Raw genomic sequence first — 16,232 nt, forward strand, 5'->3', positions numbered from 1 at the left:
CTATCGAATAATTTTAATTTATTAATCAATACTTATTCAAATTATGATATGGTTAAATAGAAAAGAAATTCAAAATCATAAACTAACTGGAGAGAGAAATATGTCATTGTTTGAGAAAATACAAAATTCCTTAGATACTTTAAGTGGCGCGAAAAAAAGAGTAGCATATTATATCCTGGATAACTGGCTAGAGGCAGCTTTTTTGCCTGCTTCAAAAGTTGCTAGAAGTGCTGACGTTAGTGAATCAGTTGTTGTTCGATTTTCTCAGGATTTGGGCTATTCGGGCTTCCCCCAATTTCAGAAAGAATTACAGGTAATCCTTAAATCTAGACTCGCAAATCCAAAAGATGAAATTATTAATAATGACAAAGTAGATTTTAAAAATCATAATAAAGATCTTTTAAAGATATATAATAAATCAATTAAAAATATCGACGAAGTATTTAATAAAAATTCATTGGATACATTTGTTAATTTCATGAATAAAATAGTAGATGCAAAAAAGATTTTGATACTAGCAAGACAAAATTCTTACGGTCCAGCTGCTATGTTAAATGTTCATTTAAATGAAGTATTTTCTAAGTCCAACCTCATAGACGGAGAATCTGTAGAAGCGTTAGATTATATACGAGGTTTAACAAAAGATGATTTAGTAATCTTTATATCTATTCCTTCATATTCTAAAAGAATGCGATTATACAGTGACTTTCTAAAAGAAAAAGCAATTCCTCAAGTTGCAATTACAAATTCACGATCCCATAATATTGGACAAAATGCAGACCTTTTATTATTAACTAGTATCCATTCCTATTCTTATTCTAATTCACATCTGGGGACAGTTTTTATCATTGATATACTTATTTATTTAATTACTGAAAATAATAAAAGCGAATTATTGAAGTATATTGAGGACACTAAATTATTTAATGAACGATTTGGCATAACAGAATAAACAAAATACTTTTCTTAGCGTTGATATCTCTTCAACGCTTTTTAACAAACGGACGCCTTTTCATAAGTAATAATCTCGCAGGTCGTTTCATTCGGGCCGTCACCTTCGGACGCAAAAACTGGTATTTTTCTACCAGGATGGCTGGAGCTCCAGCGAACACCATTGGGTATTGTATCATCCAAACAGCTAAAGAAAATGGAATTAATCCATTTGAATACTTAACCGTTTTATTTACAGAACTTCCTCAGCTTGATATTTTTCATTCGGAACAATGGGAAAACTATTTTCCGTGGAGTGCTTATATCCAAGCCAAAGTGAAGCCACTTTTCAAACATATAAAACGAGCATAACAGCCTTAAAAGGAGCTTCTTTACGAAAAGTTTACTCCTTTTAGGGCTATTTATCATTGCATCATATTATTTCCCGCTTACCGCAATCATCTGAAATTCCACTGACAAGTCATCTTCTTTCATTCCAGATGGCATTGTCAATGCAGGATACCCCGTAAAATTAAAGGGGATGTATACCAAATTACATAATTTCCAATATTTTCATTTAACTTCCTTTTAAACATAAGTTTTTCATCAATATACGGAGGCAAAATTGGCATTGTTAGGGTTATCATGATATCAATAAGTAACAAGAATATCATCTTATTAGCTTATATAAAAAAGCGAATAATAATACCTTCTTCGTTTATCATTCGCCTTTTATATTCTGTTTTCTTTTTAACCTACAATATGTTTTTGTTTCAAAAATGCCTTCCCATGACGAAGATGTTCTAAAGGTGTTCCTGGTGCATATTCTAAAATCAATTCACAGTCTGGATGAATATCATTTAAAGCATCTAAAATGTCATCCCAATTGATTTTTCCCTTTCCAATTGGGAGATGTTCATCTGCTTCTCCAAAATTATCGTGAATATGAAGCCCTAATAATCTACCTTTTACAGTATGGATAACTTTAGGTATATTCCAATTATCCAACTGGGCATGTCCAATATCAATTAAATAGCCCGCTGTATCATCTATCTCGTCTAGAAAATGACCAAATTCCTCTTCGCTAAAAAGAGCGCTCCCTTGATAACCGACATTTTCAACAGCAAGATGCACATCCAAAGGTTTGGCAATATCACATAATTGTTTGATATATGCAGCAGATCGCTGTTGTGCCTGCTTTTTATCAAAAACTGGAGAAAAGCAAAACCCTGGATGAATCACTACATGTTTCGCACCAATCATTCCGGCAAATTCAATTGCTTTTTTATATTCATCAAATGCCGTCTTTCTAACAGCTTTATTTTCACTTGTTAAATTAATATCCCACGCTGGAGGATGAACACTAAAATCGACAGGAAGTTTTCTTAATTCTTCTGCCAGTACTTCAAAAATATCTTCCATATCATTCCAAGCATGTCCATCCATCATCAATTCAATCTTATCCGCCCCACAATCAATCAATTCATGAGCGTTTGTTAGAATATCCTCATTCAATAAAATTAAATCGGAGTATGTGATTTGATTATTCATTATACATTCACCTTTCTCTCATTAGAATATGTGTTATCATCTTCCATTTCTAACCCTTGGGGATAACCAATATTTCTTTTCGTGTCTTTATCAAAGAAATGAATTTTCTCCATAACAGGACAAACATATACATTCTGGCCTTGTGTCCAATTCTTACTCTCACTCATTGCGATAATTTCCTGTCCTTCCACATTTATATATACACCATAGTTATTCCCCTGATTTTCAATATATTTCACTTGGCCCCGAACTCCTTTTTGAGAAAATACAGGTGATAATTCAATATGTTCTGGTCGAATACCGAATAGTAGCTGATTCGTTCCTGTCTGGTTCACATACTGTTTCCACATCTCATTTAGTAAGAAAGATTGACTCCCTATATTGACTGCGCCATGGTCATATTCTATATTCAAAATATTTGCTGGTGGAGAACCAATAAATTTAGCAGTAAATACATTAGCAGGCCGATGATATACATTATCAGGTGTATCGATCATTTGTAATTCCCCGTTGTACATCAGCACAATCCGATCAGCAAATGTGGTTGCTTCTATCTGATCATGTGTTACATAAACAATGGTCTGGCCAAACATTTCATGAATTTTCATCAGCTCCTTACGTGCAGAAACCCGAAGCTGCGCATCTAAATTAGATAATGGTTCATCCAGAAGGAAAAAATCACTTCTATTCACCGTTGCACGAGCCAGCGCTACCCGTTGTCGTTGCCCACCTGAAAGCTGTTTTGGCAAACGATTTTCATACCCTTTCAGTTGGAGCATTTCCAGTACAAAATCAAGCCGCCGTTTTATTTCTTTCTTTTCAACCTTTTTGACTTTCAAGGCATACATAATATTCTGTTTCACGGTCATATGCGGATATAAAGCGTAATTTTGGAATACCATTGAAACATTTCGTTTTCCACTTGGCGTATCGTTTACCCTTTGTCCATTCATATATAAATTTCCTGACGTTATTTCTTCCAGCCCAGCAATCATTCTTAATATAGTTGACTTCCCGCATCCAGAAGGACCGAGCAAGATTAATCGTTCTCCTTCTCTCACCGTAAAATTCAAATCCTTTACTACTTCTGTGTCAGCATATACCTTCCTTACATTCTCAAATTTTATTTCCTTCACTACATTCCCCTCCATTACTTAATACCAGATGACGTAAACGTTCCAATAATATACTTTTGGAATGACAAATATAAAATAAGTGGAATAATCATTGTAATCACGGATACGGCCATTGCAACGGTGAAATTAGTTCCACCTTCAGAGCTAATGAACATTTGCAACGCTAAAGGCAACGTAAAATTCTCTGTTGTCTTTAAAATAAGCACAGGCCATACAAACTCATTCCATGTACTAATAAAGAACCAAATACCTACCGAAGTGACAGCTGGACGCACGAGGGGCAATACAATATCTTTCATAATTCTTCCATGGCTCATATTATCCAGCCTCGATACTTCAATCAGAGAAAGGGGAATATTTTTCATCGATTGGCGAATCAGGAAAATCCCCACGGCATCTGCCAACTGTGGAAGAATAACCCCCCAAACATTATCAAGCATTCCTAAATTTGAAATGATTAGATAGTTTGGTATCATCGTTACGGTAAAAGGTATAAAAATGGTACCAATTAATAGAAAATACAGGATCTCTTTTCCTTTAAACGAAAAATAAACAAAAGCATACGCTGCTAAAAAGGCGGTAACTAATTTAAAAATGGTAGCAACTGTAGCAACTACAAATGTATTCCATGTAATTTGAAAAATCGGCAACGTATCAAATAACGTTATATAATTTTCCAAAGTGGCATGGATTGGAATGATATTTAGAACGTTATTATACGCATCCTGTAATGGTTTAAAAGACATCCCAACCGCATAGATAACTGGTAAAATCATAATCAGGATCGTTATTATGAAAATAATATGCCAAACATTTTCTACACGCCGATTAATTTTCATAATAAATCCCCCGCTCTACATATCTAAATTCAAGAAACAGCAGTAATAAAAATAACGCCATGGTAATAATAGATATAGCTGCTGAATGCCCTGTACGATAAACAACAAAAGCTTCATGGTAAGCATGATAAATCAAATTAGAACTCGCGTAATCCGGACCGCCTTGTGAAATAACTTTTACGGGGGTAAACACATATTGCAAGCTCTGAACAATGGTGATAATAAATACATATATCCCTGTTGCACTACTCATCGGCAAAATAATTTGGAAGAATATACGTACGAGCGAAACGTTATCCATCCTTGCTGCTTCAATGATTTCTCTGGATATCCCATTAATGGATGCATATAAAAGGATGAAATTGTATCCAAAAACCTTCCAGGATGTAATCAAACTCAACACAACAATGATCCAGCCTTCTGCCTTTGTCCAATTAGGAATTTCCAAACCAAACCAGTTAAATAAAATAGCTACAGGACCTGAAACCGGATTTAATATCCAAGTGAATAAAATAGAGCCTACTACAAGCGAAATAAATGCTGGTAAAAACAAGGCACCTTTATAAAAGTTTTTATATTTACGCAGTACAAGATCAATCACAAATGCAAAAATATATGGAATGACGCAATTAACGATTAACAGTAATACAATGTAGAGGAACGTATTTCCTAAGATACGATAGGTCCTTGGATCGCTAAGAACTTCCGTATAGTTTTTTAACCCAACAAACTCTTTAGTGGGACTAATCATATTCCATTCAAAAAAACTTAAATATATGGTGTAGATAAATGGCCAAAAAGTAAAAACAGCAAAAATAATAATAGAAGGGATGAGCAATAAGTAACCAAACGCATTCTCTCTGTTAATATGCAGTTTTCCCTTTGCCACAGTTAACGAACTCATTTTATTGTTCCTCCACTTACTTCAGTTTTTAAAGAAATCGGAAGAAGGTTGCCCCTCTTCCGAAGCCCTTTTACATAGTTATGGCAGTAAAGCATTGATTTCATCTTGTGTTGTTTTCAATCCTTCTTCTGGAGAAATGCTCCCTTCTAATAGCTGTTCCCGCAAGTCAAGCAGCATTTGCTCTGCTTGTAATCCAGCATTACCAGGGAAAGAAGCCCAAGGAACCACCCCATCCATCTGATTGATTGCAGGAGTCATCATTTCATTTTCTTCTAAATAAGTTTTTAACCCATTTTCTGCTTCCGCTACATCATGGCGTGGCGGTACATAGCCTGTCCCTTTCGTCCATTCAGCCATTGCTTCTACGCTATATAGATAACTCATAAACTCCCACGCAGCTTTTTGTTCCTCTTCCTCTTGAGCAGTAATAGCCAGCATCGCTCCTCCAGCAGGAAGCCTTACTTCCTTTCCTTCCCATGCAGGTGATTCTACTGCTGCGACATCAAACTGTGCATTATCCTGAATATTGGAGCGCTGCGCAATCGTTGTATAAGTCATTGCTACACTCCCATCAATAAAGCTCTGCACACCCTGATCCCAGCCTATATGCAATGCCGTCTCATCTTCTACAATCATATCTGTAAGGAACTGATATGATTCGATTCCTTCTTCGGATGCAAATGCTGCTTGGCCATCCTCAATAAACGATGCCCCATTACTTTCAAGTAAGGCTTGTGTTGCCCAGTTATCAGCAGGTTCTTGAAAATAAAGTCCGTAATTTCCTGTTTCCTCCTTAATCACTTTAGAAAATTCCTTTACCTCTTCCCATGTCTGTGGACCATCTTCATCCAGTCCTGCTTCTCTTAGCATATCTTTATTAATATACAAAACGGGTGTACTGAGAGAATAAGGAATACCAACCTGTTCTCCATCTGAATTCTTCGCAAGATCCATTACATTTGGCAGGAAATGATCTTCCAAAAATGTTGCGTCATCTGGAAAATGTTCCTCAATTACATGTTGCGGAGGTGTATACTCGAAATTTTCAGAGAAATAATCCATAAAAGCCCACCCGATTTGTACAACAGCTGGAGAATTACCTGCAGCAGCTTCAGCTTGCATATTCTGCATCAAGCCTTTATACATATCCGGATTATATTTAGCGACAACCTCTACAGTATCACTTTGGGCATTAAATTCTTCCACAAGCTCTGCGACAGTTTGTCCTCCTTGTGTTTCCGCGTTAACATGCCAATACTCAATAACTGTTTTTCCATCTTCGTTACTTTCATTTCCTGCAGCTTCACTATTACATGCAGTAAGGAAAGATATAAGAATGATAAATAAAGCTATCTGCAACCACCGTTTCATTTACTTTCCTCCGTTCATTTTGTTTTGTATTCCTTCCAAAAGAGATAAGTTCTTATTTGACTTAAAGCATCATATTTTTAACAAAGATTAACAAGAAATCCCCTCCATTTGCCCACCAATTAATTAACACTTAGCCATTAAAAACGAATCAAAATGTATTATGTATACTATTAATAACTCTATCTATATGTTTTTAGACTACACAACTGGCTGCACAGATTGTTTATTTCATTTTCACTACTGATTGTAACGTTCAATTATTAATAAGGAATAAAGGTATTGTAAACAATTATTAATCTTCTTTTAAATTAATTTAAAAGTAAGCGTTAAATCCCTCCCACCTATAAGTTATAAATCACGCATGAGATAATCTTCATAGAAAATAATTCAGAGGTTATACGATGACAAAGAAAAAAGAATAAAATGGAAAACAAGATAAGATGCATAGAAAGCTAGTGAAATGCAAGTTGCCGCATGGTGTCGAGAACAAGGTATTAAAGCGAGTCAAATGTATTATTGGATTCGAAAGTATGAAAAAGATGTTGCGCCTACACATGATGAAAGAATAATGGACACCAGTCCATATGGAGGAATGATTCCGTTTATCCTCTCCAGTCAGCGCCTGTATTCATCTATTTTGACACTCTTTCTGTCGAAGTACGCCCTGGTACGGATATGGCTTTGCGACAAACAGCACGTGTACTGCCTAAAAATGCCCTAAGTCAGGCTATTAAATATTGTCGTAACCAATGGGATCATTTAGAAGCATTTATGAAGGATGGTCGTCTCGAAATAGATAACAACCGGGGAGAGCGATTGATCAAACCATTCGTGATCGGTCGCAAAAAAACTGGTTATTTAGCAATACCGCTAAAGTAGCTAAAGCTAGTGCCATTATCTATAGTGTTGTAGAGACAGCCGAGGAAAACGGATGGATTGGGAATGCGGCATTCCTCAGGAAGTGTCGGTGACCAAGGTAAGAGGTGAGCTAATTTTTTCTTTATCAGACGTATCCATTTTGGGGAGTTCGGTGTCAAATGATGACAGATATTATGAACCATCCAATTCGAGTTCCATTAAATAGTGCGTATTTACCATCTATCGGGGTTACTTCTACAGCTTTCATCGAACTAGGATGGTAATTATATGCAGTGAAATTGGTAGTGGAACATCGAAGGTAAGCAGCGGAAGTCGCAAGAGAATTGGCTTTAGTTCCATAGACGCTGTAAAAATGGGTAACGAAGTATAAAGCGTACCAAGAGAACAGCTTTGTAGGAATCGCAGTCCTGATAATCAAGCTGGATAAAAAAAGATAAACGAATTCGTGATTTGGAAAAGATGGTAGCTATTCTAAAAAAGGCTATGGTCCATCTTCGCCAATAAGCCGGAATAATCTATGTATTTATCCAACGACACCGTCACGAATTTCGTGTAAAGAAGATGTGTCAGGTGTTTCCAAGAGCGGCTATTATGAGTGGATTGATCGCCTTGTCAGCGATCAATCCAAACGCAAAAAAAACTGATAGCTCAAATCAAACGTATATTTATCGCATCCAAAAAAAGATATGGAAGTTTTAAAATCACGTAGGTTTTACGTAGTGCATGAACAGATAATTTAAACATTTATTGGAGAGTCTCCCTACTAAAATAATATTAATTTGACACTAAAGGATAGGCTGCCCGATACAGTTGGTTTTATTTTTATCCTCACCCTCATTTTTTAAATTAAAATGTTCTTATCAATCAATTCATCTGCCATCATTTTAAGCTTTGTAATAAATTCATCACAATTTTCCGATTTTCTTAGTTGTTCAACATTGTATGATTCGGATACAATTTCAATAAAGAGCTCAAAAAATTTATTAAACTTTTTTGATTCCTTCTTATTAATCGCAACCAGTGCAACTACTTTAATTTCTTGATCAGACCATATGATTGGTTCCTGTAATGTTAATATGGATATCCCGCTCTTTAGTGCATCCAGCTCAACGGAATGAGGCACAGCAATTCCCGATGGAAAACTTGTTGGAGACATCTTCTCTCTCCGCTGCACACTATAATAAAAGTTCTCACCAACATATCCTTCTGCTATCATCATTTGATTCATATGTTTTATGATATCTGAAACCATCAATCCTGAAGGATCAATTTGATTAAAGTAAAGGCTTTCACTAAAGAATCTTTTTATAAGCTTATCTATTAAATCTTTCTGATGTTGTTTTTTCTTTACATCAACTCGTTTTTCAATTTTAATTAAATCTCTATCTGTAAGAAATGGCTTAATAAACACAGAACCTTCATAAGTAGTCGCCACTTTCCTGTCCGTCGTTACTAATAAATCATAATGAAAGAATTGATTATCATTATAATCAGAGACTGATTGAATTTGCACAGAAGACCCTAAACGATTTTTTATTTTTTTTGTTATTTGGTCTCTTATACCATGGTAATCATTAGCAATCAATAATATCCTAATATAATTCTTATCAATAGCTTTTTCTTTTTCAAGGAGAGAACCTATATGAAGCGCAATGAACGAAATCTCATCTTCATTAAATGTAATATCAATTTTTTCCTGAATTAATGAAGCAATATATACTGATATATCATAAATAATTGGGTAGCTGATTTTAATATCAAGCAAATTGCTATTTCTATTAAATTTTTGAAACTGTGATCTATAGAATAATCCTTGTAAATGTATGGCTAGTTTGTTGATAAAATCATTATCCTCAAAGTCAATTAAATATATATCTTCCGCTCTGCGCAGTACATCTCTTAATACGGATAAAATGGTACTATCAACATAAGCTTCTACCTGTTGTTCATTATTGTTTTCAATTAATGACTTATCATATAATCCAACAAATTGTAAAGCTAACTTATATATCTCTGATTCTGGAAAATGAACGTTATACTTTTCGGCTAAACCTTTCGTTATTTCGTTTGTCAATGTAAGTTCTTGCTTATCCAAATTCTCTTTTAATATGTCTTGATCATTTTCTGTTAAAATGTATCCTTGCCGAATTCTCTCCATGCTGATTGCAAAATGTAAGACAATATTATTAAGTGAGTACTGATTAATAAATATATTAAGGTTTGATAAGGTAGAGCGAATAATATTTTTAATCTCATCTAAAGATATATCTTCTATCATTTGTTCAATACTTGATTTTAGTTCATCATAAACAGAATTACCCTCATCATATAATAGATCTACCATATATTTTCTTTTTGAATGCTCCGATCCTTCAAGTTTTACTAAATCACCTTTAATTGTAATTCTAAGAGTTTGTGATGGAAGACTTTGTTTCAACTCTTGAATATCATTTTTTAACGTCGATTCTGAAATAAATAGTTTTTCACTTAGTTCAAACAAATCAATTCCACTAGATGAATTTTTAAGCATTTCTAAGAATATTCTTGATTTACGGTCATTGAGTTTTAACTTCGATTCACTTAAATTCTGTTGATCTTTGCGTAAAGCATTTTTATTAAGCTTATAACCAATATTACTTGATTCAATTACATGCGATAATTCGCTGTTAATTGTTGAGACATAGTTTCTAATTGTTCGAGTTGAACAATTAAAGTATTCTGCCAGATCTTTAGAATTAACCCACTCATCATTTTTTTCGCTCAATATATCCAATAATTCTCTCTGCTTTTTATTCACTTTCATTCAATCTCCTTGAATTAAATAAAAGCAGATTATTGAAAACAATAACCTACTTTTATTTTACAATTTATTATAACTCTGCTCCATTCGTTTTAATCACTTTTTTATACCAGTCAAAGCTATCTTTCTTCATCCTTTTTCCTGAACCCTTACCTTCGTTATCCAAATCTACATGTATAAACCCATAACGTTTATTCATTTGGGCAGATGAACAACTTACAATGTCAATTGGGCCCCAGGCACAATACGCAAAGATATCAGCTCCATCATACATTGCTTCTTTCATGGCAGATAAATGAGCAGAAAGATATTCAATTCGGTAATCATCATGAATCTTCCCATCTTCCATCTCATCGTACATACCTAAACCATTTTCAGCTATCATGAGCGGTTTTTTATAACGATCCCAGTAAGTTGAAAGAGAAATATACAATCCCTGCGGATCAATTGCCCATCCCCATGGACTTGATTCTACATTAGGGTTAGGAGTTGTTGATGTTTGCTTCAGTGTATTTTTCGAAGCATCCGCTGTGTCTGTATAGTAATAAGAAATCGCTAAATAATCCATTGTGTTTTCTTTTAATATTTGTTTATCTTCTTCAGTTATATCGATATGAATATTATTCTCTTTAAAATAATTTAATGCATATTGAGGATACTCTCCAAAAAACTGCACATCCGTATAATAATACTCCATACGATTTTTCTTAAATGCCAGCTCAACATCATCTGGTTTAGATGAAGCTGGATAAACAGTTACATCAGAAACCATTGTCCCAATCTGCATTTCAGGATTAACAACTTCAGCATATTTTTTCAACTTTGCACTGGCAACAAATTGGTTATGAATTGCTTGAAATGTTGCTTCTTCATAATCATCAACGGCATCGTAAGGTATAGCCGTAGAATTAAATGGCTCAAAACCAACTAAATTAATTTGATTAATAACAATCCAATATTTCACTTTGTCTTTATAACGATCCAATACTACTTTACCGTATTTATAAAACAAATCTGCCACTTTCCGATTGTGCCAACCACCATATTTTAAAGATATATTAATTGGTGTTTCATAGTGTAATATTGAAATAATTGGTTCCATACCTAATTCAATAATTCTATCAATCAGCTTATCGTAGAATTTAAGTCCTTCTTCATTCGGCTCTTCCTCCTCACCTGTAGGGAAGATTCTTGTCCAATCAATGGAAGTTCTAAAATTTTTAAATCCCATTTCAGCGAGTAGCGCTAAATCGTCATAATACGTATGGTAAAAGTCGATACCATGCCTTTTAGGATAATAACCTTCTTTATCAGCCAAATTATCTTCAATTTGAGATACTGTCATACCATTCTGTTGTTCCATTTGAATCTCTGAATTAGATTTATTAGGGTAATATTTATGGACATCTGCTATACTCTTACCTTTTCCTCCTATATCATGCGCACCTTCTGCTTGATTTGCCGCAATCGCTCCGCCCCATAGAAAATCTTTTGGTATCTGATAATTTTTTAACACTATAAACCCTCCTAAATTTTTTTCATTATTTTCTCGAAAATTTTCAATAAATTTTCGGCAATCAATATTTCACTTTGCGCAGTCATCATTGTATCTTGTGCATGAGCAAATAACGTTGAATATCTAATTTGTTCTCCTGATGCTTCTTTTTGTAAAGTATTCGTTTGAATTCCGTGAGAAGTTGTAATTTCTTCCCTAGCTTTTTTTAAAGAGTCCTTTGCTTCCTCAAAATTTTCATTATGAATGCTTTCAAACGCTTTAACTAAATTATCACGTGCATTTCCAGCATGCATTAAGATATTCATAGATACTTGCGTTAACTCATCAATTTCTTCATTATAATCATTTTCTGACATAACCAAATTTCTCCCTTTATTATTGATTATTTTCTTCCTTCTCTTTTACTAGTAAAGAGTTGTCATATACTTTAAAGAATGGATAGTATACGGCCCACGTTATGATCAATATCACAATACACCAGAATATTGCCATTACATCTTGCGTAGCAAAATAGGAAGCAATCGGATAAGGCATATACCACAACAAGAAAGTTGACGAAGGAACAGCGACCCAGCCCCATGACATAATACCGTATACAATAGTTGGAACAAGTAAACCATTTATCCACATAGGAACCATTAAGTATGGATTAAATGCAATTGGTGCTCCAAATACCACTGGTTCGTTAATATTAAAAACAGATGGAACAATCACTGCCTTACCAATCGCCTTTAATTGTTGTGATTTACTTATGAATGCCATCATTATTGCTAACGCTAATGTTGTACCTACCCCTCCGATAGAAATTAAAGCATATAGTGTTTCTTGGGTAGCAATATTAGTTGCAACTCCACCACTTGCTACAGCGTCCATATTATCTGCCAAGTTTGCCATGTACATCGGATAAAATACTGGGAAAACTGCCCATGCTGAAATCCCAAATGAGTATAAAAATACTGGAATAAACACGGATAAAACAAACCCAGGATACGTTGAAACAATACCAGCAATTGGTTGAAAAATAGCTTGGATAACTTGGAATAAATCTATCCCAAATTGAATTGTAGCCAACCAGCCAACAAAAAGAATAAATGTAATTGGTAGAAGATTATCAAACCAGCTAACTACAAAATCAGGAATAGCGGAATCTTCATCAAAAAATGATTTCGATGCCATGAAATTCATTATAACTGCTACAAATAAACCTGTAACAAGAGCTACCAGCATTCCTTCAATACCAAAGCGTGACAAGCTAAATGTAATTTGCCCATCATTAATTTCCGGGAACAAAAGCAATAAATATAAAACTAATGATGTTGCTCCAGAAACCAGTTTATTATTAGAATAACCTTTATTCTCCATCACAAAGTAGGGAATAAAAAAAGCAATAATTAAGCCAAACATTCCAAACGAGAATGTACTCATTAATGACAAGTCGGGCATCCATTCAAAGAAATTATTTAATATAGAAATAATAGTAATTAAAGAGCCTACAAATACTAATGGCAAACCAGTAAGCATTGAACTTTGAATAGCAGACACCCACGGATTTGCAACAATCCTATTTACTCGAGGGGCAAATTTATTACTCATAAAGTTCATTATTTTTTCCATCATTATTTATTCACTCTCTTCCAAACTGAGAACTAAATCCAAAGCCTTCTCTCCATCTAATGATCCATAGATTATTTGAGGAATGATGGCAACCTTAACGTTTTTCCCTTTTGTTTTCTCTTTAATTTCGTCCTCTTTATATGCCAAATGAGGTCCAATTAATAGATAATCTATTTGGTCAATTACATTATCTAATTGAGATTCACTTGCAGCTTTAACAGTTACCTCTTCTCCCTTTTTCTTTGCAGCTTTTCGCATTTTAGCTGCCATAAATCCACTTGAAGCTCCTGATCCACAAACTAAAAATATATTTTTCATAATTAACCTCCCCTTTCTCTTTTCTTACTTTTATCTTATATCTACCTGAATTCGCTTACAAACTTATATTTTTCCTACTGATAGGAAAATAACTTGAATATGAAATGAATTCAGACCACTATGTATTTCTTTTCTCTCCATAGCAAAAACACCTGAATCAAATCTCTTCAATCCAGGTGTCTTAAAAAATATTTTTCCTACCCATCAACTAAAACAAACCCTAATCCGCCTTCTCATACTTCATACCCCCCCTGCTACCCAACCCGGCCAAAAACCACTAGAATGAATAGCTCCTTTTCATTACTTATCTCTCTTCTTATACCCCGAATTCTCCAAAAAGTCCTTTACGATATCATCGGACAACACACTCAATGCCACCCCCGAACCCTTAGCCATCACCATCATCCGACACGTAAACTCCAACGTTTCCAACCGCATCACCACTTCTTCCAGACTATCATCAAAAACAATAATCCCATGATTTTTCAAAAATAGCACATTCGCTTTCTTAGCTGCTTCTCCAACTTCTTCCCCTAAAGCTGTACTGCCCGGATGAAAATATGCGACTTCCTCTATTTTCTCAAGATAATACATCGATTCAATAAATAGCTTTGATTCTATGACCTCTTCCGAACAAGCAACGAGCGTTGACCAAAATGGTGATGCGTGAATAACCACATTGGCATCAGGCCGATTCCTATATATTGCGCGATGCATTGGTATTTCCTTAGAAGGCTTCCTCGTCCCTTCCCATTCCTGTGTTTCGATATTAACATGAACACAATCACCTTCTGTCAGATTGCCCATATTTGTCCCTGAACCGGTTATAATCATTTGATTTTTGTTTTTACGAACACTCATATTTCCGGAATTTCCCCATGTGAGATGCTTCTGCAGTAATTCATTTCCGGTATGAATGATTTTTGATTCTATATCCATTGATCCGCCCCCAATCATCTCCTCTATACAGTTATGCTGCTTCCCAGATGCACTTTAGAAAAGTAATCGACTTGACCCAGCTGGCCTCCCTTTAAGGCTATCTCCAGTCCATCAAATCGTTGCGTATTTGAATACGATTTACAGAGAGGCGCACCTGGAGCGACACTGCGTATCATTTCTAATGCATAAATACCCATTTCCTGTGTCGCATAGCTTGATGTATCTCCTCCAGCAATAACGATGCGGTTTAAGGACGTATTTTCTACTGTCTCTTTGATTAATTTCCCAAACCGCTCGCCCAGAAACTGTCCGCTGCTGGCAGGCTCTGCTCCGACAGATTGCAAATATTCTCTCGTTTCCTCAATGGATGAATCATCCGTTCCAAGTGCCGAATAAACGATGACATTCTCCCCTTCATTGATTAATTCCGTAACAGCTTTTAAAAGGTCATGGAAATAAAACAAACTCGTTTTTGGATCAATCAATTTCACTGGAGAAATGTTTAAACCAATGAACCCATTGTCTAAAGCATGTTTGATTTGTTCAGAAGTAATCGGCGAACAGCTTCCGGAAACAACAAGTACCGGTTCTTTTTCTGCCTTTGTTTCCTTATCCTTATCACCAGCTTGCTCTTGTAACCCTTCCAGATGACTCCAATAATTCGTCAACGCATATTCCACCCCAGAGGAGCCTATGACAAATAGTGGCTTCTCTTTCGATTCTTCGTAAATAAACTTTCCTATTTTCGTTAAATGATTGCTTGTCAGCATATCAAATAGAAGTCCCTTTGGTTTTTGCTTTGTAACGATTCTCTCCACCGTTGCTTCAAGCTCGGTAAAATGATCATCCATGGATAAAACATCTACCAAATCAATCGGATAACTCGTTTGTTTACTCAAATGTTTGATTAAATCTGCTTCCTGCATCGGTGTAATTGGATGCCTCGACATCACAGGGTGCTCATCCAGACGAAACGTTTTACTATCCATGCTGGCAAAATGATTGCCGAACACGGTATAGCGCTGTAATGGTGTTGCTCCTGCAATGATAGGGACAAAGTCTTGTGTATGATTTATTTCTAAAATCATTTCCAGTACCTTCCCTATATTCCCCACCGTCGGGGAAGAATCAAAGGTAGAGCATATTTTATAATGATTAATCGATGCACCGAGTTCTTGGATTTGTTTTAATATTGGCTTCAAATCTTTCTCCATCTGCTCTGGGCTCATTGTTCGGCTGGTTCCGGCAACTCCGATACATGGTACATCTGCAAACTTTTCATCAAGCAATTCTTTGGTAGGCGGTTCCAAAAATAAAATAGTTCGTAAACCGCTAAGTGTCAATGCTTCCATCGCATCGGTTGAACCTGTAAAATCATCCCCATAAAAGCTTAAGAGTCTTTCTTCTAACTGCATTTGTCAATCCCTCCGTCAGG

At 35.2% G+C, this 16,232-nt stretch carries 13 protein-coding genes and 1 pseudogene; 2 read left to right on the top strand and 12 right to left on the bottom strand.

Going from position 1 to position 16,232, the window contains the following annotated elements; translation table 11 throughout:
• Positions 1-100: 100 nt before the first annotated feature.
• Complete coding sequence (locus MKX55_RS20135) at positions 101-952, top strand: MurR/RpiR family transcriptional regulator (protein ID WP_256705146.1); 852 nt, start codon at positions 101-103, stop codon at positions 950-952.
• Positions 953-1,680: 728 nt separating this feature from the next.
• Here the strand turns inward: MKX55_RS20135 and MKX55_RS20140 are convergent.
• From MKX55_RS20140 to MKX55_RS20160, 5 genes are all read right to left on the bottom strand, one after another.
• Positions 1,681-2,481 (bottom strand): sugar phosphate isomerase/epimerase family protein, encoded by an 801-nt coding sequence (locus tag MKX55_RS20140; RefSeq protein WP_289585025.1) that lies wholly within the window; start codon positions 2,479-2,481, stop codon positions 1,681-1,683.
• Complete coding sequence (locus MKX55_RS20145) at positions 2,481-3,617, bottom strand: ABC transporter ATP-binding protein (protein ID WP_289585024.1); 1,137 nt, start codon at positions 3,615-3,617, stop codon at positions 2,481-2,483. The genes MKX55_RS20140 and MKX55_RS20145 overlap by 1 nt, the downstream gene beginning before the upstream one ends.
• A gap of 14 nt (positions 3,618-3,631) precedes the next feature.
• Positions 3,632-4,456: a carbohydrate ABC transporter permease gene (locus MKX55_RS20150; RefSeq protein ID WP_256705149.1), complete on the bottom strand. Its 825-nt coding sequence runs from the start codon at positions 4,454-4,456 to the stop codon at positions 3,632-3,634.
• Positions 4,446-5,360, bottom strand: coding sequence for a sugar ABC transporter permease (locus tag MKX55_RS20155; RefSeq protein ID WP_289585023.1), 915 nt, complete (start codon positions 5,358-5,360; stop codon positions 4,446-4,448). Before MKX55_RS20155 ends, MKX55_RS20150 begins: the two co-directional genes overlap by 11 nt.
• 78 nt (positions 5,361-5,438) lie before the next feature.
• Positions 5,439-6,731 carry an ABC transporter substrate-binding protein gene (locus MKX55_RS20160; protein ID WP_339234503.1) on the bottom strand — a complete coding sequence of 431 codons (1,293 nt, stop codon included), beginning with the start codon at positions 6,729-6,731 and terminating at the stop codon, positions 5,439-5,441.
• A 687-nt stretch (positions 6,732-7,418) separates the two neighbouring features.
• Between MKX55_RS20160 and MKX55_RS20165 the strand changes: the two are divergent.
• Positions 7,419-7,702 (top strand): annotated as a pseudogene (locus tag MKX55_RS20165) (transposase); the annotation flags it as partial.
• Positions 7,703-8,451: 749 nt separating this feature from the next.
• Here the strand turns inward: MKX55_RS20165 and MKX55_RS20170 are convergent.
• The 7 genes from MKX55_RS20170 to MKX55_RS20200 all read right to left on the bottom strand — a co-directional run bounded on the left by MKX55_RS20170 (position 8,452) and on the right by MKX55_RS20200 (position 16,212).
• Entirely contained in the window at positions 8,452-10,413 is a 1,962-nt protein-coding gene (locus tag MKX55_RS20170) for a PRD domain-containing protein (RefSeq protein ID WP_339234505.1), read from the bottom strand.
• Positions 10,414-10,480: 67 nt separating this feature from the next.
• A complete protein-coding gene (locus MKX55_RS20175) occupies positions 10,481-11,926 on the bottom strand; it encodes a glycoside hydrolase family 1 protein (protein WP_339234507.1) in 1,446 nt (481 codons plus the stop codon).
• A gap of 11 nt (positions 11,927-11,937) precedes the next feature.
• Entirely contained in the window at positions 11,938-12,282 is a 345-nt protein-coding gene (locus MKX55_RS20180) for a PTS lactose/cellobiose transporter subunit IIA (RefSeq protein ID WP_256705155.1), read from the bottom strand.
• Between the two features lie 19 nt (positions 12,283-12,301).
• Positions 12,302-13,543 carry a PTS transporter subunit EIIC gene (locus tag MKX55_RS20185; protein ID WP_339234511.1) on the bottom strand — a complete coding sequence of 414 codons (1,242 nt, stop codon included), beginning with the start codon at positions 13,541-13,543 and terminating at the stop codon, positions 12,302-12,304.
• 3 nt (positions 13,544-13,546) lie between these two features.
• Positions 13,547-13,858: a PTS sugar transporter subunit IIB gene (locus tag MKX55_RS20190; protein WP_256705157.1), complete on the bottom strand. Its 312-nt coding sequence runs from the start codon at positions 13,856-13,858 to the stop codon at positions 13,547-13,549.
• A 300-nt stretch (positions 13,859-14,158) separates the two neighbouring features.
• Positions 14,159-14,797 (bottom strand): class II aldolase/adducin family protein, encoded by a 639-nt coding sequence (locus MKX55_RS20195; RefSeq protein ID WP_339234515.1) that lies wholly within the window; start codon positions 14,795-14,797, stop codon positions 14,159-14,161.
• Between the two features lie 23 nt (positions 14,798-14,820).
• Complete coding sequence (locus MKX55_RS20200) at positions 14,821-16,212, bottom strand: four-carbon acid sugar kinase family protein (protein WP_339234517.1); 1,392 nt, start codon at positions 16,210-16,212, stop codon at positions 14,821-14,823.
• Between the last annotated feature and the right edge of the window lie 20 nt (positions 16,213-16,232).

Source organism: Oceanobacillus sp. FSL W7-1281 (assembly GCF_037969835.1).
GTDB lineage: Bacteria > Bacillota > Bacilli > Bacillales > Amphibacillaceae > Oceanobacillus > Oceanobacillus oncorhynchi.

What these genes read in the sequence shown, in the direction of transcription:
- MKX55_RS20180 (WP_256705155.1), bottom strand. Translation starts at nt 12,282, where the DNA reads ATGTCAGAAAATGATTATAATGAAGAAATTGATGAGTTAACGCAAGTA.
- MKX55_RS20135 (WP_256705146.1), top strand. Translation starts at nt 101, where the DNA reads ATGTCATTGTTTGAGAAAATACAAAATTCCTTAGATACTTTAAGTGGC.
- MKX55_RS20200 (WP_339234517.1), bottom strand. Translation starts at nt 16,212, where the DNA reads ATGCAGTTAGAAGAAAGACTCTTAAGCTTTTATGGGGATGATTTTACA.
- MKX55_RS20170 (WP_339234505.1), bottom strand. Translation starts at nt 10,413, where the DNA reads ATGAAAGTGAATAAAAAGCAGAGAGAATTATTGGATATATTGAGCGAA.
- MKX55_RS20185 (WP_339234511.1), bottom strand. Translation starts at nt 13,543, where the DNA reads ATGATGGAAAAAATAATGAACTTTATGAGTAATAAATTTGCCCCTCGA.
- MKX55_RS20160 (WP_339234503.1), bottom strand. Translation starts at nt 6,731, where the DNA reads ATGAAACGGTGGTTGCAGATAGCTTTATTTATCATTCTTATATCTTTC.
- MKX55_RS20195 (WP_339234515.1), bottom strand. Translation starts at nt 14,797, where the DNA reads ATGGATATAGAATCAAAAATCATTCATACCGGAAATGAATTACTGCAG.
- MKX55_RS20190 (WP_256705157.1), bottom strand. Translation starts at nt 13,858, where the DNA reads ATGAAAAATATATTTTTAGTTTGTGGATCAGGAGCTTCAAGTGGATTT.
- MKX55_RS20155 (WP_289585023.1), bottom strand. Translation starts at nt 5,360, where the DNA reads ATGAGTTCGTTAACTGTGGCAAAGGGAAAACTGCATATTAACAGAGAG.
- MKX55_RS20150 (WP_256705149.1), bottom strand. Translation starts at nt 4,456, where the DNA reads ATGAAAATTAATCGGCGTGTAGAAAATGTTTGGCATATTATTTTCATA.
- MKX55_RS20140 (WP_289585025.1), bottom strand. Translation starts at nt 2,481, where the DNA reads ATGAATAATCAAATCACATACTCCGATTTAATTTTATTGAATGAGGAT.